A 22,818-nucleotide genomic window follows, 5' to 3' on the forward strand; every position below is an offset into this window, starting at 1 on the left:
AATCCGCTCCAAAAATGAAGCGGATTCTTTCTATTAAAAATCTAAATTATTCCCCCTTCCAAAAGGACCATTTTGTACCGTTGAAAAAACACAATAGTTTTTTCGATGTATCAAAAACCATCATCCCTGCAGTTGGGCTCGTAATGTGTGTATAGGATGAAACCTGAGGTAAAATCATCCCTTTATTAGTATCTTCAAGAACTAAAACACCTTGAACAGCTGGTGTTTTAGGAACTCCAATTGATGCTTTTGCATTTGTTTTCTCCGTTAACGGATTTTGAAGTGATGTATCGACAACACCATCGTTAATTGTAGAATAATCAAACCAAGTATTATTAGCAAGCAATTTCACTTTTTTATCATTTGAATCAAAAATAAGTGTTCCATCTATGGCTCCAGCATCTTTAACAACTTGAGCATTGGTTACCCACGGCAAAACAATTCCTTTTTCTTCGGTACCAAACTCTAACGAAACTGAAGCGTTGGTTGGTTCTGTTTTTCCCGTTCCAATAATTACTTGTGCACTCATGCTAGAAATCCCAAACAAGGTTAATGCACATACTATTATATTATTTTTCATTTGAATCAATTTTTATTAATTATTAGTCTGGACATCCTGGACGGCGGTAACATTTCCATGCCGTACCGTCATAAATACTTAAACAATCAAGATCTACATCATAAACCGTCATACCCAAAACTGGAGTCAATTTATTTTTATCTGTTGTTGTTAAACGATTAACAACAAAACCTTTTGTTTTAGATTCTAGAACCGTATGCGCTCCTTTTCTAACCATTGGCCAATTACCATTGGTGGTTCCAGCTCTTCCTAATGTTGTAACACCATGTTTTGAGTCTAAAACTGGAGATGAAGATCCTGGGAAACGATAACACGCCTCCTGAATAGGCTCACCACACTGAGTACTATTAATTGTTAAATTAACATAGCGAGTCACACAATTACCCCACGAAATTTTGGCTACATAAGTACCATTATAACTTGGATCGTATGTGGAGATTGAATACGTTCTTGTATTAGAAACCACAGCACCTTGAGGATTAGTCCATTCATACGTTGCACCACTGTAATATGGAATTTCAAGTACGTATGGTTGATTATTACAAGGGTGAACAGAATTGGAAGAACTTAAACTTCCCATTTTATTTACTTGAACCGTATGCGTTTTCTTAATACCACAAAGGTCAGTTACCTCCACAAAATATTCTGTATTAGCGACAAGATTGTTTAATGTAAGCGAGTTTCCAACATTGTTTATTGTTGTCCACGGCCCCGTTTGACTCGTAGAATAAGCAACCGTAAACGGTCCAGCACCATCAATATCCAAATAAGCAGAACCTGTTGAAAGTGCGTTTCCTGATCCGTCTTCACAAATAATTCCTACGCGGGAAGAAACTTGAGGTCCTGCATTAGCACCAACAATAGTTAATTTCACAGGTTGATCTACAAAATAATCGTATTTATCATCACCGCAATATGGCGTCACTTTCATTCTCACTGTATATTCTCCTGCAGGTAGATTAGAAAAATTCCCTGTATTGTTACTAGTAATTAATTGCCCAGCACTATTTAATAATTCAACTTCGTAGGTGTATGACCCATCATAATTCATCGTTGAAGTAATAGTACCTGTGCCACCACATTGAGAATTCGCCTTTGCGGTAAAACTTTGATGGAGTAAACCATAATCGTTTGGATCAATAGTAAATATCCCTGTATGTACTTGATTACAAGAAGAGTATTGAACCGTATATGTTCCAGGTAACAAATTAGACCAACTCCAATATCTACCATCAATTAAAATTCCGGCAACTCCAATATTCGAAGGGCCACTAATTATTTTAACAGATGCATTATCAACATCAGGGAAAAACCCTAAAATTTCAATTTGTATCTGCGTTGTATTGGTTTGAGAAAGAGGTAATAATCCAACTTCACCACATAACCATTTTAAGGTTCTATAAACTTGCAACTTTGGTGCACCAGCCCCTTGAGGGTTCGTAACATCAACCGTATAAGAGCCACCACAAGCATCAGTTAAGGTCAATTTATAGTTCCCCATGGTTAATCCTGTAAAATTATATGAGCTTTGATTTGTATATTGCCCGGTTAAAGTCTGAGCAGCACCAATTTGAGTTCCCGAGGCATCCTTTAAAACAGCAGTAACAGGATATTTCCAAAAAGACTCTCGAGTTAAGTCACCAAAAATTGACATGGTTTGATTAGATCCGCAACCAGTAGATTTCACAACAGGCTCAAACTCATAACGCTCTCCATTATCTGTTGTATTGGATGACAAATCGTGATAAGACTCGCTCGAAATTCCACAAGCATTGGTCGTTTTAATATAATATTTATGAGATGGACTCATTGTATACTGAAAAGTTGAACCTGCGTTCGCAACACTTCCGCTAAACAAAACTGTACCCGTTGAACTCGTATCTCGAATTTCGATCCTAATACCTAGTGGGTGATCATCAATAGATGCGCCTCCACCAGAATCAACATTACTCATATACCAATAAGATCCCGTAGCTTGAGTACTACTACCGCAAACACGAGTTGGCTTCCAATAATAATCGACTTTTGGTAGAGAAGGAGCTAGTTCTATTGTTTTTGTATAGAATTCGCCACAAGCATCCTTAACTCGGATTTGGTATGTTCCAAAAGCAGTAACTGTTTTAGACATACTTGATGAATAAACACTTAAATTATCTGGATAATTTGCTGACGTATTTTGAATAATAGAGTATTGAAGTGGTGCTTTTCCACCGGTAACTCCATCAATCTTAATCATACCACCAGGTGTAAAACTAGTACATACGCCGCTTGTAGAGACAGCAACATCTGTAATCTCATTATAACCATCAACAACCGTGACAGCTTCACTTCTAAAGACGATGCTATTATCATTGGAACAAATTAATCTTACCGTATAATCTGAACCTGCTTGAAGATTCGGAAACGTGTATGGGCTTGCCACATTCACTTTTGAGTCCATCGGAGCTCCATTTTTCAATAGTTGAACCGTTACATTAGAAGATGATCCAGCAGGTGAAAAAGTTGCAGTTATGGTACCATTGCTACCACATGTTGTAGCAGTACTAGAAACGCTTAAAGTAACGCTCGATGCAGCTGGACATTGTCCCTTCATAGTTACTCCAAAAAGAGTAAAAAGCATCAAGAGCATTGAAATAAATATATTGTTTTTCATATTTGTTTTTTTTGAAATAAGTAAATGAAGATCTCATTTACAATAAGCTTATCGTTTTCAAGAAAAATTCAATCACATTTCTAATCCAAAGTTTCGTTAAACTGAACTAAATGGATTGAAATAAGCGACACCAAACACCAACAATCTAAACAGAAAATTGTTATCTAGATTTCGACAAGGATTGAATTTTACGCCAAAGGCGGAGGTCTAGAATAGACTGAAGGCCGCCAATTAGATTGCGCTTTGTTGACAAGAAATTCAGAAAATTCACTTTCCCTTTCCCTACTTACGATAAATGGAGCAAAAGTGGACGATGGACAGTCTTGCACATATTTTACTGAATAATCGAGCGTATTTTGCGAAAGAACACACGATTTTTTCTGTAAAACGTAAAACGTAAAGTTAGTTGAGCTAGAACCATTATTTTTAAAATAAGCAACAACTTCAATTTCTTTCTTTTGTGGACTTTCTACCTTTTTCTGTAGTTCTTTTTTTACAAGTTCATCTGCCTTTGTCGATTTTGCTAAAACTTTTTTTGGTTCAATTTTCGACGACTTAACTTGGCTTAAAAGAATTTCTTCTCCATTACTTTGTTTAACGATAATCTCCGCATCACCAACTAGATAGATATTCTCGGCATTATATAATACCGCCTCTTCTTTTTGGGAAACTTCTGAAGTTGTTTGCGCAAAAGAGATTTGAAAGGAAAATAAAAACACAAGAATTACCCCCAAATACTTTGGAAATAATCGAATAAAAAGGAAATGATGAAAAAATAGAATTTTCTCCACCTAATTTGTGTTTTTGTTGAGACAAATATAATAAAAAAATGATATTGTCAAAATTTCAGTTTATTTTGACAATATCATTCAAATTACAAACTCATTTTACACCTATTTCACAAGTAAAATGAATAGTTTATGATTTTTTGTAAGCTTATTTCTACTTCTTTCCTGCAGCTTGCATTGGGTTAACTCGACCGTTTGAAGCACCTCGAGCGCTCGCTCCACCTTTTTCTTTGAAAACAGAAAATTTAGATGGTGTTGTTTGAGCTGATCCGTCTGCGGACCAATAATTATTTGCCACATTAATATCCGCCGTTTCTTTCATTGGATCCATTTGCACGGACTTTAATTTCTTTGAAAAAATATACGATTTCGACGTCGTATTTTCATTATGTCGCCAAACTTGTGCATTAATTTTATCATTCAATTTCGAACCATCTTCAAAAGTAAATTCTAATATAATAGGCATTACCAAACCTCCTTTGTTGGAAAAATCCAATTGATAGGCGTACACGTCACCTTTTGCTTTCTGATCTTTATCCGAAACCTTTTCTAACTCCGGACCTTTTGCTGTGTATTGCTTATTGGTATCAACTTTTTCTTGTCCACGATCGTAGCGGTAATAAAAATCTTGAAGCGATTTATCTTTCTCAACTTCAAATTGAATCGACTTATCGGCCTTATTTCTCACTTTTGAAATATCTTCAAAATCATGAACTTGAGGTTTATCAACGGTATATGTTCTCGCCTTTATATCTGGAATTGACGCGTAATCTGGTGTTGCCAACGTCACTTTATCCAAAGAAATATCGACAGGATCCGATCCGTAGAACCAACCTCTCCAAAACCAATCCAAGTCTTCACCGCTCGCATCTTCCATCGTTCTGAAAAAATCGGCAGGCTCAGGATGACGGAATGCCCATCGTTGCGAATAGGTTTTAAACGCTTTATCAAACAACTCTCTTCCCATAATAGTTTCACGAAGAATATTCAATCCTGTAGCTGGCTTTGCGTAAGCGTTTGGACCAAACTGACGAATATTTTCTGAGTTACTCATAATAGGTTCCAACTGATCTTTAGGAAGTTTCATGTAATCAACAATCGTCCAAGCTGGACCTCGTCTCGAAGGAAATGTTGGATCCCACTTTTCTTCGGTAAGATATTCAACAAATGTATTCAATCCTTCATCCATCCATGTCCATTGACGCTCATCGGAATTAATAATCATCGGGAAAAAGTTATGTCCTACTTCGTGAATAATGACACCCAACATTCCGTTTTTCGTAGCTTCAGAATACGTTCCATCTTTTTCTGTACGTCCGTAGTTAAAACAAATCATCGGATATTCCATTCCATTCGCTGCCTCAACAGATTGAGCAGTAGGATACGGATACGGAATGGTAAATTCAGAATACGTTTTTATCGTATGAGCAACCGCTTTTGTTGAATATTTTCTGTACAAACCATACGCTTCTTTTCCGTAGAAGCTCATGGCCATAACTTTATTGTTGTTTTCAGGAATCAAAACGCCCATCGCGTCCCACACAAATTTTCGCGATGAAGTCCATGCAAAATCACGAACATCATTGGCTTCGAAAATCCACGTTTTTCTTTGTTTTGATTTTGACTTTTCGGCTTTTTTCGCTTCATCAAGAGTTACAATTTCTATTGGTTCTGATGATTTTTCAGCCTGTTTGTATCGAGCTAATTGAGCTGATGAAAGAACTTGATCGTAGTTTTTAACAACTCCCGTCCCACCAACAACATGATCTGCAGGAACGTTTACGCTAACTTTATAATTTCCAAAAGGCAATGCAAACTCGCCTCTACCCGTAAATTGATGATTTTGCCAGCCGTGAAAATCACTGTAAACGCACATTCTTGGAAACCACTGTGTCATCGTGTATAAATCGTTTCCATCATCTTGAAAATGCTCGTAACCACCACGTCCTCCCATCGCCATACGATCAGAAATTTTGTAATTCCAATCTACTTTAAATGAAATTTTTTCTCCTTTTTTCAATGGTTTTGGTAAGTCAATACGCATCATCGTTTTGTTGATAACGTATGGTAAAGCTTTCCCAGATAAATCTGTTATTTTATCAATATTAATACCATAGCCATTATCAGGCTCAGGAAGTTGAGACAATTCTAATTTGTCATAATTCACCGCTTTGGGTAACGTTGATGCAAATGGAAAGTCGGCATTCCGTACCGTTGAATGTTCGTTTTCATCCAACTGCAGCCATAAATAATCTAAATCATCGGGTGAATTATTGTGGTATGTAATTGTTTCTGATGCTTTTAGATGACGTTTATCTTCATCCAAATAAGCGGTAATATCATAGTCTGCCCTATTCTGCCAATACTGACTTCCAGGTGCTCCAGAAGCTGATCGAAATACATTGGGAGTGGGTAAAAGAGATCCTAATTGCTCAAATTTATTTCCGTGGTTGCTTCCCGGATTATGCTGCAGATTCTGTGATTTAGCCAAAATACTTAAACACAGCAGTATACCAACTTTGAATTTCATAAGGATATTATTAAAAAAATAGCGATTTCATTACAAATGTAAAGAATCAGTATTAATATAGAAAGCTTTAAACAGGAATTCTTTCAAGACACATTTGCATAGCCAATGCAAAGACGCCTGAAGACACAAACATCACCCAATCTTTCTTTTGAATGCGGAACACCTTCAACAAAATGAAAAACAGGATCATAAAAGCGATAACGACAACAATTTGCCCCAACTCCAAACCAATATTAAAGCCTAAAAGCGGCATAAAAATAGACTGCTCAGAAGCCATCGTCATTCGCGCGAGGTTGGCAAATCCCATTCCGTGAACCAATCCAAAAACGAGCGCAAGATAGTAGTTCATCTTCATCAATCGGCTTTGTTTATTTCGCATCAAAATGTTATCGAAAGCTGTTATTGCAATGGTTAGGGGAATAAGAAATTCCACCCAATCCGAAGGAATCCGAAAAACATCCAAAACACTTAGAGCCAAAGTTATCGAATGTCCAATGGTAAAGGCCGTAACAAGAATCAGAATCTTTTTAAAATCATTGTACGAATACACGGCAATAAGCGCCAAAATAAATAATTGATGGTCTAAAGCATCCAAAGAAATGATGTGCTCCCAGCCTAATTTTAAATAAAAAATAAAGTCTTGCATAGTTTCATGAGTTAGCCGACGAAAATAATGATTATTTTTGAGGCTTAAAGATTATTTCAAATGAAAAAGTGGCTAGTTTACTTCTTTTTATTGGTTTTTTGTTTTTGTTTTACGTCATTTAGAATTCACCCATACCATGTAGGTTCGGTTGAGTTTAATTACAATAAAAAGTCGCAAACATTTGAAATTACAGGTCGATTTTTCACCGATGATCTTGAAAATGCGGTGAGTAAAAAAGTAGGGAAAACACTTCGCTTCCACGATAGCAAACAAAAGGAATTAATGAACAAAGCTCTAGAAGCCTATACTTCAGATTATTTAAAATTGAAAGTAAACTCCAATTTTGTTAATGTCAATTATTTGGGGTTTGAAGAAGATAGAGAAAGTGTCAATGTTTATTTAGAATCCGAACGTATCGCCGATCCTAAAAAAGTAGAAACCGCCGTGAGTTTTATTTATAATCTATACGACGATCAATTGAATATCATTCATGTTATCGTTAATGGACAACGAAAATCTTCAAAACTAGGCTATCCAGATCGCTATTTATATCAACAGTTTTAAATTAAAACCGAGAAGCAACTTCCTTGACACGCTTCTGCAAATCAGGAAAAAAAACATCGTAAACCCCTTGTAATTCATGTTTATGATCTAGAAAAAGTTGAAAAACATTCAGTTCTTTATCAAGATATTTTGCTTTGTTTAGTACATTTTTCATGCTGAATTTCACGCCCCAATCTTCACGGTAATTATACAACCAATCATCAGAAGACATTCTTCCCAACATCCGATGAAATGCTTCTGGGAAAAGAGATTCGAACTTATCCAAAACCTGATACACATGCTGTGAAAAATCTTTCCATTCTTGTGGAGATTTTATTTTGGGATCATTTGCTAAAAAATAATCCATAGCCACATCCACAAACGCACCTGAATACAACCGAACTAAAGGCGAAAAAATCTTCTTCGCTTCCGAAATTGCAGGATGTGAATCCGTAAATGTATCGATCTCGCGATGTAGTGTGACACCTTCTTGTATTGGCTTTGGCAAAGAAAACCGATCCTTATTTTGGATATAATCCTGCAAAAACTGACCAACAATTTGTTCGTCCGTGAAAGTCAAATAAGAATGGGCTAGATAGTTCATAGTCTCTAAAATAAACGTTCTGCAAAATCTTCAACCTTGCTTACTTCTTCGATTTTAATTCCGAATTTTCGTTTTGGAATTTTATTTAGATTCGACACAAAAATAGATTCGTAGCCTAATTTTTCGGCTTCCGTAATCCGTTGTTCAATTTGAGCAATCGGTCTAATTTCACCACTCAATCCAATTTCACCTGCAAAGCAAAAATGTTCTGAAATCGCAATATCTTGGTTGCTGGACAAAATCGATGCAACGACGGCCAAATCCAATGCGGGATCGTCGGTTTTTATTCCGCCCGTAATGTTTAAGAAAACGTCTTTTGCACCCAATTGAAAGCCAGCTCGCTTTTCCAAAACCGCCAAAAGCATATTCAATCGTTTGGCATCAAAACCGGTAGAACTTCGCTGTGGAGTTCCATAAACCGCAGTACTTACCAATGCTTGAATTTCCAATAACATCGGACGATTCCCTTCTAAGGTCACCGCTACAGAGTTTCCTGAGAGTTCCTCCGTTTTCTTGGTGATTAATATTTGCGATGGGTTTTTAATTTCTTTCAAACCTTGGGAAATCATTTCATAAATCCCAATTTCAGACGTTGATCCAAAACGATTTTTATTCGCTCGCAACAAGCGGAAAAGATGATTTCGGTCGCCATCAAAATTCAAAACCACATCCACCATATGCTCCAAAACTTTTGGTCCAGCAATCTGCCCATCTTTGGTGATATGACCTACTAAAAACACAGGTGTATTGGTTTCTTTAGCGTATTTTATAATTTCATTGGAGCATTCGCGAATTTGCGAAACAGAACCTGGCGAACTTTCAATTAAAGACGATTGCAAAGTTTGAATGGAATCAATAATCACAAAATCAGGCTCTAATTTCTGTGCTTCATGAATAATTTTTTCCACCGAAGTTTCCGTAAAAAGAAAACATTCCGGATTTTGAGCATCCGTTAAACGATCGGCACGCATCTTAATCTGCGACGCACTTTCTTCACCCGAAACATAAAGAATTTTCTTCTTCATCTTCAACGCTAATTGAAGCAGCAAGGTTGATTTTCCAATTCCGGGTTCACCACCAATTAACGTCACCGAACCTAAGACAATTCCACCACCCAAAACGCGATTCAATTCGTCGGAAGGCGTTGCAATACGAGGTTCTTCGTTGGTTACAACCTCGATAATATTGATAAGCTGTTGTTTATTTTTGGTGTGCGGAGACTTCGCAGCAGACTTTTCTACCACTTCCTCCACCAACGTATTCCACTGGTTGCAATTTTTACATTGCCCATGCCACTGCGAATATTGAGAACCACAATTCTGACAGAAATAGACCGTCTTTAGTTTTGCCATAATGTAAAAATACAGATTTGATTTGAAGTTTTAAAAGGTTTTCCACCTTCAATTTTATTCAATATCCAAACGATTGCGCAACTGCGCTTTATATAAATTAGAATAATAGCCGTCTTGAAGCAACAAATCCGAATGCTTACCTGTTTCCACAATTTTTCCTTGATCCATCACAATAATGCGATCGGCTTTTTCAATGGTTGACAAACGGTGCGCAATCACAATTGCTGTTCTATTTTGGGTAATTTTTTCGGTCGCTCGCTGAATTAACTTTTCACTTTCGTGGTCGATGGACGAGGTTGCTTCATCCAAAATCAAAATCTTAGGATCCGAAAGATAAGCTCGTAAAAACGATAATAACTGACGTTGACCAAGCGAAATGGAAGATCCACGCTCACTCACCACATAATCGTAACCGCCAGGAAGTTGATTAATAAAATCATCAACTTCAATTTCTTTTGCAGCTTTTTGAACTTGTTCTAACGTAATCGAATCGTCTCCAAATGAAAGGTTTTCGAAAATACTTCCATGGAAAAGGAAAACATCTTGCAAAACAACACCAATATGACCTCGTAGATTATACAATTCGTAGTCTTGAACTTCGACATCGTCTATTAAAATCTTTCCAGAATTGATTTCATACAATCGTGGAATCAAACTAATAATCGTTGATTTCCCAGCGCCAGTCGCGCCCACGATAGCCACCAATTCTCCTGGTTGAACGACAAAATCAATTCCTTTAAGAACTTCTTGTTTTTCATCGTACGAAAAATGAACGTTTTGAAATTCAATTTTTCCAGCAAAATGATCTTTTTTGATTGTTCCGTTATTCGGCATCACAATATCTTGGTCCATAATTCCCAAAACACGTTCTGCACCGACAATTCCACGTTGAATATTGTTGAATCTATCTGCAATTTGACGAAGCGGACGAATCAACATATTAATAAATTGAATAAATGCAATAACTTCTCCCGCGGTGATCGTAATATAACCTCCATAAACTAATATGAATCCTATAAAAAGGGAAGAAATTAATTCCACAACCGGGAAAAACAAAGAGAATATAAAAACCGTTCTCAACAAAGCGCCTTTCAACGTGATGTTAATGTCATCAAACTTCTTAAACTCGGCTTCTTGACGATTAAAAACTTGAATCAACGACATTCCCGCCAAACGTTCTTGAACAAACGTATTTTGAATCGCTGTCCAACTTCGCTCATCACCAAATGCTTTTTTCAATCGCTTTTGGAAAAATCGAGTAATGATCAACATTAACGGTAAAATCGCAAGTGAAATATAACTTAAATGAACGTTTACGGCAAACATCATTACCAAGACGAAAATAATTCGCAACACATCGCCAAAAACCATCAAAAATCCATCCGTATACACCGTCGCAATGGTTTCTACATCGCCAACGGCGCGCGTTACCAACTGACCAATCGGTGTTTTATCGAAAAAAGAGGTTTTGAAATAAATCAATTTCTTGAATAAACGTTCCCGAATATCTCGAATCGCATTTTGAGAAATAAAATTGGAAAAATAAACCAAAAAGAAGTTCAAAATCGTTTCTGCAACAACCAAACCGATGAAAAGATAAATGTGCTTCATCATCTGTTCTTTATCTTTCAGTTTGATGATATCCACATCAACAATTTCCATACTCAAGTACGGTCGATACGTAGAAACAGCCGAAAGCGCAATAGAAATCAGCAAAGCGGCAATAAACCACCCTTTAAATTTCATTCCGATCCCGAATAATCTTCGGATAATTTCCCAAGTACTATGTGTTTTGCTACTCATACACTGGCTTTACAGCCTATTTATTTTCAAAATTATAACCAACATCTACCAAGAAAAGTCCGTGTGCTGGAGCTGAAGTTCCTGCTGAGTTTCGATTTTGATTTTGGATGACTTGATGCATTTCTTCGGGCTGAATTTTCCCAGACCCCACTTCCACCAAAGTCCCCACAATCGCGCGAACCATATTTCGTAAAAAACGATTTGCAGAAATGGTGAATTTCAACATCGGACCATCTTCAGACCATTCGGCTTGATAGATTTCACAAAAATTAGTTTTGTTGTCGCCACCAACTTTCGCAAAACTGCTAAAATCCTTATAATCAAATAGAATTTTGCATGCTTCATTCATCTTTTCAACATCCAATTTTCGCTTTCTAATTTGCCAAGCAAACTCAGAACTAAACGGATCTTTTCCCTGAAAAATATAATAAGTATACGTTCGATACGTCGCATCAAAACGGGCATGAAAATCATCTGCAACCGGAAAAATTCGATGAATACTAATATCTTCTGGTAGAAAAGAATTCAATCGATCGGCTAATTCAGGTTTGATTTCTTGTGTTGTATCAAAATGCGCAAAAATTTTCTTTGCATGAACGCCTGTGTCTGTTCGTCCAGCTCCCGTCGTTTTCACATCTTCCCGAAGAATGGTAGAAAGTGCTTTTTCTAAAACCTCCTGAACCGAAATCTGATTAGGCTGAATTTGATATCCGAAATAGTTCTTTCCGTTGTATGAAAACTCGATAAAATACCGCAACTTATTATATTTTTTCCAGTACAAATATAGTTTAATTCGGTGTAACCCTAGATATTCGAAAAAAGTAAATATTTTTGCAAAAAGCGGTTTCATGAAATACATTATCAGTTTGCTCTTCAGCATCATGTGTTTGTCGATTTCGGCTCAAAAATTCTCCGATTATTTTGAAAACAAAACATTACGATTGGATTATATTTTTGGTGGAAACAAGGATCAACAAAGTATTTTTTTGAGTGAACTCATCCAAATGGACGGCTGGAACGGGCGAAAAGGCCTATTGAGTAAAACGCCCATCCAAGGAAATGGACAAGTAAAAGTATACGATGTCGCGAGTGGAAAACTTATTTACGTATTGCCTTTCAGTAGCTTGTTTCAAGAATGGCTTACGCAGGAAGAAGCAAAAACCCTTTCCAAAAGTTTTGAAAATACCTACCTCGTTCCGTTTCCAAAAAAAGAAGCGAAAATTCAAGTTTCGTTCTTCAACTCAAAAAATGAGGAAAAAGTTCTTTTAACGCATGTTGTTAAACCTAATGACATTTTAATTCGCAAAGCAAAAATCAACGAAACGCCGTTTGAAGTTATTCATAAAGCAACGGTTCCCAACCCAATTAAAGTAGCAATTGTTGCGGAAGGCTATCAAGAAGCTGAAATGGATCAGTTTATGAAATACGCGAAAGAAACGGTAAAAAGTTTGTTCAATCGCGCGATTTTCAAAAAATACGAATCTAGTTTCGAAATTACAGCAATTAAAACGCCGTCTAAAGACTCAGGCGTTTCTCAACCATCGGAAAACAATTGGAAATCAACGGCAGTTCAATCCAATTTTGATACGTTTTATTCCAAGCGCTATTTAACAACAACGCATTTGAAACAGCTTCACAATTGGCTGGAAAATATGCCGTATCAACATATCATCATTCTTGCAAACACCGACATTTACGGAGGTGGCGGCGTTTTAAATTCGTACACATTGACAACAACTAAAAACAAAGAATTTGCGCCCGTTGTTGTTCATGAATTTGGACATAGTTTTGGAGGTTTAGGAGATGAATATTTTTATCCAAACGATATTTTCGATCCTTCAGGAAATAAAAACGTGGAACCTTGGGAGAAAAACGTGACGTCTTTAGCTAATTTCAAAAGCAAGTGGGAAAAACTCATCAAAGCAAAAACGCCGATTCCAACACCAATTATCGATAGCAAAAAGTATAAAATTGGAGCTTATGAAGGTTTGGAAGGCAATAAATTGTACATTCCAACCTTGACTTGCCGAATGAAAATCAACAATACACCGGATTTTTGCCCAGTTTGCAGCAATGCTTTGGAAGAAATGATTTTGTTTTACACGTCAAAAGAAGAAAACTAAATGACGAAAATTCTGCTTTTATCGGACACCCATTCTTATTTGGATGATCGCATTTTGACGTACGCTCAAGAAGCCGATGAAATATGGCATGCAGGCGATTTTGGAAGTTTGGATTTGATAAAAAAATTAGAAAAAATAAAACCTTTAAAAGGCGTTTACGGAAATATTGACGATCCTATTATTCGAAAAGAATTTCCCGAAGTTAATCGATTCAAGTGCGAAGATGTCGAGGTTTTGATGATTCATATCGGTGGTTATCCCGGAAAATATACACCTTTAGCAAAAAAGGAAATTGCGGAAAAAGTTCCTAATTTGTTTATTTCAGGACATTCGCATATTTTGAAAGTGATGTTTGATGAGAAAAATCAACTTTTACACATGAATCCTGGCGCTTGTGGAAATCAAGGTTGGCACACGATGAAAACCATGTTGAGATTCGAAATTGAGGGAAAAGAAATTAAAAATTTAGAACTAATCGAACTCGGAACTCGATAAAATAAAAAGATGAAAATTGGAGATTTAGTTGCGGTTATTGATGAAGATTTGGAAGGAAAAATAACGTCCGTCCAAGGAAATACCATTTGTTTTCAAGATGAACATGGTTTTAATTATCAATATCCCACCGAAAAAGTCGTGCTTCGCGAAACAGCACTTTACGATGGAATAAAAATCAAAAATAAATTTGAATACACGCCGCCAAAGTCCAAAAAGAATAAGAAAAATGAACTCGTTCTCGATTTGCATTTCGAAAAGCTAGTTCCTGATGCCGAAAACTACGAAAGTTTTGAACGCCTATTTCTTCAAAAAGAAAAACTTTTGGAAACGATAGACTTCTGTAGAAAAAACAGAATTAAACGACTGGAAATCATCCACGGAATAGGCGATGGAACACTTCAACAATTGGTTTGGCGAACGCTGGAATCCCAAATTAACATTGATTTTTACAACAAAGAAATCCTCCACAATCAAGCCGGTTCGGTTCTAGTAGAATTTCACTAAATTTGTCCCAATCGATTATGAACAAACTTTTACTACTTTTTACCCAAGATGGATTGCAATTTCAGCTGAACAAAGGCCGAAGCACCGTTGAAGAAGGGGCATTTTTCGTAACAGAAGAAACGCCTGCCCAGTATATTGAGCAGAAACTTGCCGAACTTCTTTCTGAAAAATCCTATGGCGAAATCATTACGCTTTCGGCGCTCAATCATTTTACCATGATGCCGGCTGGTTTTTCCGTTCACGAGATGGGCTATCAATTGATTGGTTACAATGCGGCAGTGGACAGAAGCAAGGAAGAATTGATGCTTTCTGTAAACAAAAAGTACGATGTGCAGTTCTATTACGCATTTCCAAAAGTGTATTATTCGAAAATAAAAGGTAAAAACAAACCAACATTTTTCAATTTTTCGGGCGAAAAATTTTTAAGCAGTTTGCATCCAAAAAACGGAAAAGAAATCCATATTAATTTGTATCATAATCAATGTGAATTTTTCGCAATTGACCGTAAAAAAGTCCTATTATACAACAATTTGGATGTGAATTCGGAAGTCGATTTTCTTTATTTTGTGATGTTTACGTTGAGCAAAATTGGATTCCAAATTAAAGAAACCAACTTTTACGTGTACGGCGAAACCACCGAAAACGAAACCTTTATTTCTGAGTTGCGAAAATTTGTCAAAAACCTAAAAATTAGTTTTGACAATATCCCAAACAAGAATTTCATATTATCTTAAATTAACGCCTATGTATCGAATTATTTCCGGAAGATGGAAGGCAAAAAAAATAGCAGCTCCCAAAAATTTTGATGTACGACCAACCACCGATTTTGCGAAGGAAGCCCTTTTCAGCATTATCGAAAACAAATACGATCTCGAATTCTGTTCGGTTTTAGATTTGTTTTGTGGGATTGGTTCCATTTCGTTGGAATTCGCATCTCGTGATTGCCAAGACGTAACATCGGTTGATTTAAACCCAAAACATACGGCTTTTGTCAACGCTACAGCAGCCGAATTGGATATGGCCTTGCAAGTGAATGTTCAGCGTGGTGATGTCTACGATTGGTTGAAGAAAAATCGCAAAAGAAAACAATACGATATTATTTTCGCGGATGCGCCTTTTGATATTACGGATGAAAAAAAATATGGAGAATTAATTTCTTTAGTGTTGAACAACAACTATCTGAAACCAAACGGTGTTTTTATTTTGGAGCATCAAGCGCGTCTAAAGCTAGAACATCCGCAAATTTCAACGACAAGAAAGTACGGAAATCTTAGTTTCAGTTTCTTTAATCCGTTGCCAACTGAAGAATCTCTAGAAAATAACGAATAAAAAAGAAGCCTGAAGGCTTCTTACAATACTTTTAATTCTAAATCAATCGATTTCCCAAAGAACTTTTTCGAGATTTTCTCAAAATTTTTCGTGATGTCCGAAAGGAAAAACTCATAGGTAGGATTTGGATTTTGCTCGTTCAATAATTGATGCTTTTCCAAAATCATTTTAAGTTGATTTGCCACAATATTTGGTGAATCAATCACGCGAACTCGGTTTCCGTAATACTGTTTGATTTCGTCTAAAACAAGCGGATAATGCGTACATCCTAGAATCAACGTTTCAATATTTTTCAGCTTTTGATTGCTCAAATAATTGTAAATAATCGAATGTGTGATTGGATGGTTTTTAAAACCTTCTTCAATTGCAGGAACCAATAAAGGCGTCGCCAATTCATCGACTTTAATGAAGCGATTATGCTTGCGGATAGATTTTTTATACAACCCAGAATTCACCGTTGCTTTGGTCGCAATAACGCCCACGTTCGTGTGCAATTCGTAGGCAACTTTTTCAGCAACCGGATTAATCACATCAATTACGGGAACTTTTTCATTCACCAATTCCAAAACTTCTTTCAAAGCATTTGCTGTTGCTGTATTACACGCAATTACAATCGCTTTGCAGTTCTTTTCTAAAAGGAAGTTGGTAATTTTTGATGAATATTCAATAATCGCTTCCTTCGATTTTTCACCGTAAGGAAGGTGTTTTGTATCGCCAAAATAAATCAGATTTTCGTTGGGCAGCAATCGTTTAATTTCCTTAGCAACCGTAAGTCCACCAACTCCAGAATCGAAAATTCCGATGGGTTGTGATGCATCCAAATGCGAGTAATCTATTTTTTTCTTTTTCAAAATGAGTTGAATTGTAGTGCAAAAATACGCAATTTAGAGCATTGCGTTTTCAATTGATTAAAGAATAAATAAGTCGGAAGCAATTCCATCGGCAAAAAACCAATCTTTTTCTGGAATTTTCAGAAATCCATCTTCCACAATCAGTTTTCCATCATCCAATTTTTGTTGAACTGAATGTTGATAGTGAGCTGCAATTTCATCATTCATTTCTTCCTTCAAACGTTGCATATCAACGCCTTTCGCAGTACGTAAGCCAATCATCAATCGCTCGTTGTATTGATCTTTATCGGATAATATTTCCCGTTCAATCGGAAGTGTATTTTCTTGCAATGCTTTCACATATTTTGCATTGTTTGCCACATTCCACGATCGCGTATTTTTCCCGTCATACGAATGCGCAGAAGGTCCCAAACCTAAATACGGATGCGATTCCCAATATGCCGAATTGTGCTCGGAATGAAAACCTGGCTTTCCAAAATTGGAAATTTCGTAATGATCAAACCCATGATCTTTTAAAAAATCAATCATGTAGTAGAATTCCTTATTTTGTTCGACTTCTTTTGGTGCTTTTATTTTGCCTTTTTCAATCCAATTTTCGAGGATGGTTTTGGGCTCAACCGTCAAAGCATAACTCGAAACGTGCGGAACTTGAAGTTCAATTGTTTTTTGAAGATTTTGCTTCCAAACTTCGAAATCTGAGGTGGGCGAACCGTAAATTAAATCAATACTTATATTTTCAATTCCTATATCTTGCGCTCTTTTAATGGACGATTCCGCTTGTTCGGCGTGATGCGCGCGATTCATCATTTTTAGATCTCGATCATCAAAACTTTGCGTTCCGATGGAAAGTCGATTAATCCCAGCTTTGACAATGCCTTTTAAAAATTTCGCATCCAAATCATCTGGATTTGCTTCTAAAGTAAGTTCCGTCGTTTCACCAATCGAATAAAATCTAGAAACATCATCTAATAATTTTTGAATTTCATCCGGCTCTAAAATTGAAGGCGTTCCTCCCCCAAAATATACCGATGGTACTTGCGAAATTTCCAGTTCCGAATGTCGAATATGAAGTTCTTGCGCAATCGCATCCAACATTTCCTTTTTGTGCGCCAAAGAGGTGGAAAAATGGAAATTGCAATATGTGCATTTCTGCTTGCAAAAAGGAATATGGAAATAAATCATAAAAAAAATGCCCTGATTCAGGGCACAAATGTAGTATTTTTCTATCCGTTAACGATAACGGTATCCCCGTGGATTAATAAAATTCGGAATGTTGTAGCCTAAACTAATCATAAAACTATTTCCGCCATACGTTTGAATATCGCTCATTCCGATATTGTAACTCGCGCCAAAAGTCAACCGATTTACGCGTCCTTTAATGATCGGAGAAATACTCAATTGCTGACTACCAACATGATCTTTCGCTGTACGGAAACTTACTCCCGCCGCAAACATATTTTCTTCACTATATACTTTTCCCATCAAATTCAAATCGAGCATGCGAGAAGAATTGGTATTTAAATTTAACAAAACCGAAGGTTCTACAGAAAGTCCTTCTGTGATTTCGTAATCGTAACCCGCGTTTAAAATATATTTGGTTGGTGAAGGTTCAATACCATTCACAATCGGAATATCGTTAGACAAAGGAATATCTAAAATGGAAACGCCCGCAAAAAAATTGCTGTACGTGGCTTGCAAACCTAAATTGGCATAAGCAATGAAAATTGAATTAGAACCATCATGTAAAACAGGATCATTTGGATCTTGTGGATTTAACATGGTGTAGTCAATATTCATGTTGTAGAAATTGACATTGGTACCGAAAGAAAACTGATCTTTACGGCCATCTTCGTCACTTAACGGAATAAAATAAGACGCTCCCGCTGTAATTCCGTTGGCTGAAATAGGTCCGTTTTGATCTCTAAAAAAGGAAATTCCCGCTCCTACTCGATCAAAAATATTCGCATGAATTCCCACCGATTGTACATTCGGAGATTCATCAAACTTTGAAAATTGTTTTTGATAATTTCCGTTAACCACGACATCATCGGTTTCCCCATAAAATGCAGGGTTGATGAGAAATTTTCCATCCAACAAATACTGCTGATAAATAGGAAGCGTCTCTTGAGCCGCCACAGAAACGAAAGCTAATGGTAATAGAAGGTTGAAAATTTTTTTCACGAAATCCATTTAAGAAGCAAATATAGAAAAATTAGTTTTAGTTGTTTGCTAAATATTTACGCCAACGATCGACGGCATTTACCATGTCTTCAGGCATCGGACTTTCGAAATACATTTCTTTCTTCGTCACCGGATGAATAAAACCTAAAGTATGGGCATGAAGCGCATGACGTGGTAATATTTCAAAAACGTTTTGAATAAATTGTTTGTATTTCGGCATGTTAATTCCACGTAAAATCACGTGACCTTCATAGCGTTCATCATTAAACAACGTATGTCCAATATGTTTGAAATGCGCTCGAATCTGATGCGTTCTTCCTGTTTCCAACTTACATTCAACCCAAGTCATATAACGGAAACGCTCCAAAACTTTATAATGCGTTACAGCATGTTTCCCGTGACTTCCATCTTCATACACCGCCATTTGCATTCGGTTTTTCATATGTCTTCCGATGTGACCTCGAATGCTTCCTTCGTCTTCTGCAACATTTCCCCAAACAAAAGCCCAATACAGTCGACTCGTTTTGCGATCGTAAAATTGCTTTGCAAGATAACTTAGCGCATATTCGTTTTTCGCGATCACCAACAATCCGGATGTATCTTTATCGATACGATGTACCAATCCAATACGATCCAAATCGGTTTTCAAACCATTTTGTTCAAAATGATATGCTAAGGCATTTACCAACGTTCCGTCCCAATTTCCAAATCCTGGATGAACAACCATTCCTGGCTTTTTATCAACCACCAAAACATCATCGTCTTCGTACACAATATCAATAGGAATATTCTGCGGGACGATTACATTTTCTCTTGGCGGATGCGCCAATAGAACCGAAATTTCATCGCCTGGTTTTACACGATAATTTTGCTTTACCGCCGTTCCATTAACCATTACATTTCCCGCTCTACAGGTTTGGGAAATTTTATTTCGAGATGAATTTTGGCGAAAAATCAACAAAAATTTATCGATTCGAAGCGGTTCTTGCTTCTTATCTACGGTGATATTCAGATGCTCAAAAAGACCCGCGGTTTCATCTTCAATTTGGGACTCTATTTGTCCTAATTCGTCTTCGTAAAGATCTTCATTCAAATTTTCCATAATCTGACAAAAAAGCTTCAACATGATGTTGAAGCTTGATTTCTATTTTATTCTACGACTACTTTTCTCACCTTAGGCTTCTCTTCCGTTTTCGGCTTTTCGGTTGCTTTTGGTTTTGTTGAACTTGTTGTTGTAGGCGTTGATGTCGTAGGTTTAGGTTTTTCTTTTTCCTGAGTTGGCGCTGGCGTTGGCTTCGGCACTACCGGCTTTGGCGCTGGTGGCGGCGTAACGGGTTCGTCATAAATAATTGTTTCTTCGTAACGAATTGGTGGCAATGTGGTATCCACTTTCATACGATAGATGTTATTTAAGTTTCGAATTTGTCCGGACATTTGTCCAGGCGTTTTCTTACTTGCCCAAAGGTCAATTTGATTTCCTTGGTCTCGGAGCGCTCCACCATCTGGATCTTGGTAATAAATGATATCGGATTTATCTCCTTTTCCATCTTCGAACTCAACCAATCCAACTTCAAATAAGTTTTGAGCAATAATTCGCTCGGCTTCAGCAACTGTTAAACCAATAACATTTGGTACCGGTACATTTCTTTTAGGTCCTGTTCCAATAATTAAATCAATTACGGAGAATCTTGGAACCTGCATTCCTGGTTTAATCACCTGGCCATTCATCTGCATACGAATTACCGCATCACGTTGAATATTCGGCTCAAATATCGTATCTCCAACTTTCAATCCTAATTGTTCCAATTGTCTAAAAGCTAAACCTTTGTATCGATCCAAAATATCTGGAACAGTTACTTTCGCCCATGTTCTTGGATTTACGGTAATACGAATTGGTCTGCCTTCTTTAACTCTCGAACCTGGTTTTGGATAAATTCCTAAAACTTGAAAAGGTTTGAATTTCGGATTAAACTGCAAACTATCAACCTCATAGCTTAGCCCTGCATCTTCGATTGCATTAATCGCGTTATGCACCGACATATTCATGACGTTGGGAACCGGAATTTCTTCTCCGTGCTTGGTATGATACTCTAACCAGCGGAATGTAAGCCAAATAAGCCCCACAAAAACCACTGCTGCAAGGAGTATGTTCAATAGAACTTTCCAGTTAAAAAATGATTTTAACATATAATAAAATCTTAAAATGCAATGGCAAATATAACCAATAATTTTAAAAATTAATTTCACCAAGAAAACTTTAACAATGAACAAAATGTTTAATTTTGCCTCAAACCCTTCCTCAAAATGAGTAAAAAAAATGTGGCCGTAGTTATGGGCGGCTATTCCGATGAATATAAAGTGTCTTTAAAAAGTGGACAATTAATCTACGATTCCCTTGATAGAGCGCGTTACAACGTTTATAAAGTCGTAATCTTAAAAGACGAATGGTATTTCCTAGACCAGCAAGACCAGAAAAAACCAATCAACAAAGGAGATTTTTCTGTGGATTTGGGTTCAGAGGGGAATTTAAAATTTGATGCTTGTTTTAATATTATCCACGGAAAACCAGGCGAAAATGGAGAATTGCAAGCGTATTGGGACACGCTTGGACAAAAATATACAGGATGTAGTTTTTATCAAAGTGCATTAACATTCAACAAAAAAGATACGTTAGCTGTACTTTCGAAATACGGAATTCCTTCGGCAAAAAGTATCTATTTAAGAAAAGGGGAGCAAATTACAGCGCAAGAAATTGTTGCTGAACTTGGATTACCTGTTTTTGTAAAACCAAATCAAAGTGGCTCTTCGTTGGGAATTTCAAAAGTGAAAGATGTTTCCGAAATGGATAAAGCTTTAGATTTTGCTTTTGCAGAAGATGATGAAATTTTAATCGAATCTTTTCTTTCAGGGATGGAAGTTTCCGTTGGTGTAATCGATTATCAAGGAGAAACCATTGTTCTTGGAATCACAGAGATTGTTCCGAAAAACGAATTTTTCGATTATGAAGCGAAATACGAAGGCGCATCGGAAGAAATTACGCCTGCTCGTTTGGATGAAGAAACTCGTTTGAAGGTCGAAGATATTGCAAAAAAAGCCTACAACTCGCTAGGAATGGTTGGTTTTTCACGAAGTGAATACATTATCATGAATGGAACGCCGTATTTGTTGGAAATGAATACCAATCCAGGATTTTCACCTGCAAGTATTTTGCCTCAACAAGCTAAAATCTACGGAATTTCCATCCAAGATTTATGCGGAAATGAAGTTGAAAAAGCATTAGCTAAGAACTAGACACTAGACACTAGACAAAATTAATTGATAACTTACAATTGATAATTCATAAGTAGTAAAGATGAGAATTGCTGTTTTTCCAGGATCATTTGATCCGATTACTTTAGGACATTACGATATTATTGAAAGAGCTGCGCCTTTGTTCGACAAATTAATTATTGCTATCGGACAGAATTCGCAAAAAAAATACATGTTTCCGCTCGAGCAAAGAATGGATTTCATTAAAAAAGCGGTAGCTAATTTCCCCAATGTTGAAGTTGATTTTTTTGAAGGATTAACGGTAGATTATTGTTTAAGCAAAAATGCACAATTCATCTTAAGAGGCTTGAGAAATCCAGCCGATTTCGAATTCGAAAAAGCCATTGCTCATACCAACCGAACACTTGCTCATAAAAAAATTGAAACCGTGTTTTTATTGACATCTTCTGGAAAATCATTCATTAGTAGTAGTATTGTTCGTGAAATCATCACGCATGGTGGCGAGTATCAACTCTTAGTACCAGATTCTGTACGAGTATAAAAACTAGGGTTCGTGGCATTCTTTC

At 36.7% G+C, this 22,818-nt stretch carries 22 protein-coding genes; 8 read left to right on the forward strand and 14 right to left on the reverse strand.

Annotated elements, in window-relative coordinates; translation table 11 throughout:
• Nucleotides 1-46: 46 nt before the first annotated feature.
• The 5 genes from AC5XHR_RS05565 to AC5XHR_RS05585 all read right to left on the reverse strand — a co-directional run bounded on the left by AC5XHR_RS05565 (nucleotide 47) and on the right by AC5XHR_RS05585 (nucleotide 7,197).
• On the reverse strand, nucleotides 47-580 hold the full coding sequence (locus tag AC5XHR_RS05565) for a phage tail-like protein (protein WP_495949794.1): 534 nt from the start codon (nucleotides 578-580) through the stop codon (nucleotides 47-49).
• A gap of 22 nt (nucleotides 581-602) precedes the next feature.
• Nucleotides 603-3,233 (reverse strand): phage tail-like protein, encoded by a 2,631-nt coding sequence (locus AC5XHR_RS05570; protein WP_495949795.1) that lies wholly within the window; start codon nucleotides 3,231-3,233, stop codon nucleotides 603-605.
• Between the two features lie 188 nt (nucleotides 3,234-3,421).
• Nucleotides 3,422-4,024 (reverse strand): hypothetical protein, encoded by a 603-nt coding sequence (locus AC5XHR_RS05575; protein ID WP_495949796.1) that lies wholly within the window; start codon nucleotides 4,022-4,024, stop codon nucleotides 3,422-3,424.
• Nucleotides 4,025-4,175: 151 nt separating this feature from the next.
• Entirely contained in the window at nucleotides 4,176-6,551 is a 2,376-nt protein-coding gene (locus AC5XHR_RS05580; protein ID WP_495949797.1) for a M1 family metallopeptidase, read from the reverse strand.
• Nucleotides 6,552-6,618: 67 nt separating this feature from the next.
• Nucleotides 6,619-7,197 (reverse strand): HupE/UreJ family protein, encoded by a 579-nt coding sequence (locus AC5XHR_RS05585; protein WP_495949798.1) that lies wholly within the window; start codon nucleotides 7,195-7,197, stop codon nucleotides 6,619-6,621.
• Nucleotides 7,198-7,257: 60 nt separating this feature from the next.
• Here AC5XHR_RS05585 and AC5XHR_RS05590 point away from each other — a divergent pair, with 60 nt between their 5' ends.
• A complete protein-coding gene (locus AC5XHR_RS05590; protein WP_495949799.1) occupies nucleotides 7,258-7,761 on the forward strand; it encodes a DUF6702 family protein in 504 nt (167 codons plus the stop codon).
• A 1-nt stretch (nucleotide 7,762) separates the two neighbouring features.
• Here the strand turns inward: AC5XHR_RS05590 and AC5XHR_RS05595 are convergent, their stop codons facing one another.
• The 4 genes from AC5XHR_RS05595 to truA are packed head-to-tail and all read right to left on the reverse strand — an operon-like array spanning nucleotide 7,763 to nucleotide 12,256.
• Nucleotides 7,763-8,344, reverse strand: coding sequence for an acyl carrier protein phosphodiesterase (locus AC5XHR_RS05595; RefSeq protein ID WP_495949800.1), 582 nt, complete (start codon nucleotides 8,342-8,344; stop codon nucleotides 7,763-7,765).
• Nucleotides 8,345-8,349: 5 nt separating this feature from the next.
• A complete protein-coding gene (radA, locus tag AC5XHR_RS05600) occupies nucleotides 8,350-9,696 on the reverse strand; it encodes a DNA repair protein RadA (RefSeq protein ID WP_495949801.1) in 1,347 nt (448 codons plus the stop codon).
• 54 nt (nucleotides 9,697-9,750) lie between these two features.
• Nucleotides 9,751-11,499 carry an ABC transporter ATP-binding protein gene (locus AC5XHR_RS05605; protein ID WP_495949802.1) on the reverse strand — a complete coding sequence of 583 codons (1,749 nt, stop codon included), beginning with the start codon at nucleotides 11,497-11,499 and terminating at the stop codon, nucleotides 9,751-9,753.
• A 16-nt stretch (nucleotides 11,500-11,515) separates the two neighbouring features.
• Nucleotides 11,516-12,256, reverse strand: a complete 741-nt coding sequence (gene truA / locus AC5XHR_RS05610; RefSeq protein ID WP_495949803.1) for a tRNA pseudouridine(38-40) synthase TruA — start codon at nucleotides 12,254-12,256, stop codon at nucleotides 11,516-11,518.
• A 91-nt stretch (nucleotides 12,257-12,347) separates the two neighbouring features.
• On the opposite strand from truA, the gene AC5XHR_RS05615 reads away from it, so the two are divergent.
• The 5 genes from AC5XHR_RS05615 to AC5XHR_RS05635 are packed head-to-tail and all read left to right on the forward strand — an operon-like array spanning nucleotide 12,348 to nucleotide 15,950.
• Nucleotides 12,348-13,622, forward strand: a complete 1,275-nt coding sequence (locus AC5XHR_RS05615; protein ID WP_495949804.1) for a M64 family metallopeptidase — start codon at nucleotides 12,348-12,350, stop codon at nucleotides 13,620-13,622.
• Complete coding sequence (locus AC5XHR_RS05620; protein WP_495949805.1) at nucleotides 13,623-14,117, forward strand: metallophosphoesterase family protein; 495 nt, start codon at nucleotides 13,623-13,625, stop codon at nucleotides 14,115-14,117. It abuts the gene before it with no gap.
• Between the two features lie 9 nt (nucleotides 14,118-14,126).
• Nucleotides 14,127-14,621, forward strand: a complete 495-nt coding sequence (locus AC5XHR_RS05625) for a DUF8465 domain-containing protein (protein WP_495949806.1) — start codon at nucleotides 14,127-14,129, stop codon at nucleotides 14,619-14,621.
• A 17-nt stretch (nucleotides 14,622-14,638) separates the two neighbouring features.
• Nucleotides 14,639-15,355 carry a DUF3822 family protein gene (locus tag AC5XHR_RS05630; RefSeq protein ID WP_495949807.1) on the forward strand — a complete coding sequence of 239 codons (717 nt, stop codon included), beginning with the start codon at nucleotides 14,639-14,641 and terminating at the stop codon, nucleotides 15,353-15,355.
• Nucleotides 15,356-15,365: 10 nt separating this feature from the next.
• Nucleotides 15,366-15,950 carry an RsmD family RNA methyltransferase gene (locus AC5XHR_RS05635; protein WP_495949808.1) on the forward strand — a complete coding sequence of 195 codons (585 nt, stop codon included), beginning with the start codon at nucleotides 15,366-15,368 and terminating at the stop codon, nucleotides 15,948-15,950.
• A 20-nt stretch (nucleotides 15,951-15,970) separates the two neighbouring features.
• On the opposite strand, the gene murI is transcribed toward AC5XHR_RS05635, so the two are convergent.
• Genes murI through AC5XHR_RS05660 form a run of 5 tightly spaced genes read right to left on the reverse strand, consistent with a single transcriptional unit; the run spans nucleotide 15,971 to nucleotide 21,169 of the window.
• Nucleotides 15,971-16,801 (reverse strand): glutamate racemase, encoded by an 831-nt coding sequence (gene murI / locus AC5XHR_RS05640; protein WP_495949809.1) that lies wholly within the window; start codon nucleotides 16,799-16,801, stop codon nucleotides 15,971-15,973.
• 57 nt (nucleotides 16,802-16,858) lie between these two features.
• Entirely contained in the window at nucleotides 16,859-17,983 is a 1,125-nt protein-coding gene (hemW, locus tag AC5XHR_RS05645) for a radical SAM family heme chaperone HemW (protein WP_495949810.1), read from the reverse strand.
• 48 nt (nucleotides 17,984-18,031) lie between these two features.
• Nucleotides 18,032-18,991 carry a PorP/SprF family type IX secretion system membrane protein gene (locus AC5XHR_RS05650; RefSeq protein WP_495949811.1) on the reverse strand — a complete coding sequence of 320 codons (960 nt, stop codon included), beginning with the start codon at nucleotides 18,989-18,991 and terminating at the stop codon, nucleotides 18,032-18,034.
• Nucleotides 18,992-19,019: 28 nt separating this feature from the next.
• Nucleotides 19,020-20,084 carry an RluA family pseudouridine synthase gene (locus AC5XHR_RS05655; RefSeq protein WP_495949812.1) on the reverse strand — a complete coding sequence of 355 codons (1,065 nt, stop codon included), beginning with the start codon at nucleotides 20,082-20,084 and terminating at the stop codon, nucleotides 19,020-19,022.
• 47 nt (nucleotides 20,085-20,131) lie between these two features.
• Nucleotides 20,132-21,169, reverse strand: coding sequence for a PASTA domain-containing protein (locus AC5XHR_RS05660; protein ID WP_495949813.1), 1,038 nt, complete (start codon nucleotides 21,167-21,169; stop codon nucleotides 20,132-20,134).
• A 117-nt stretch (nucleotides 21,170-21,286) separates the two neighbouring features.
• Between AC5XHR_RS05660 and AC5XHR_RS05665 the strand changes: the two genes are divergently transcribed.
• Nucleotides 21,287-22,273 (forward strand): D-alanine--D-alanine ligase, encoded by a 987-nt coding sequence (locus AC5XHR_RS05665; RefSeq protein WP_495949814.1) that lies wholly within the window; start codon nucleotides 21,287-21,289, stop codon nucleotides 22,271-22,273.
• 61 nt (nucleotides 22,274-22,334) lie between these two features.
• Entirely contained in the window at nucleotides 22,335-22,793 is a 459-nt protein-coding gene (gene coaD, locus AC5XHR_RS05670) for a pantetheine-phosphate adenylyltransferase (protein ID WP_495949815.1), read from the forward strand.
• Nucleotides 22,794-22,818 lie beyond the last annotated feature (25 nt).

It is taken from the genome of Kaistella sp. CFF1-2 (assembly GCF_059509915.1).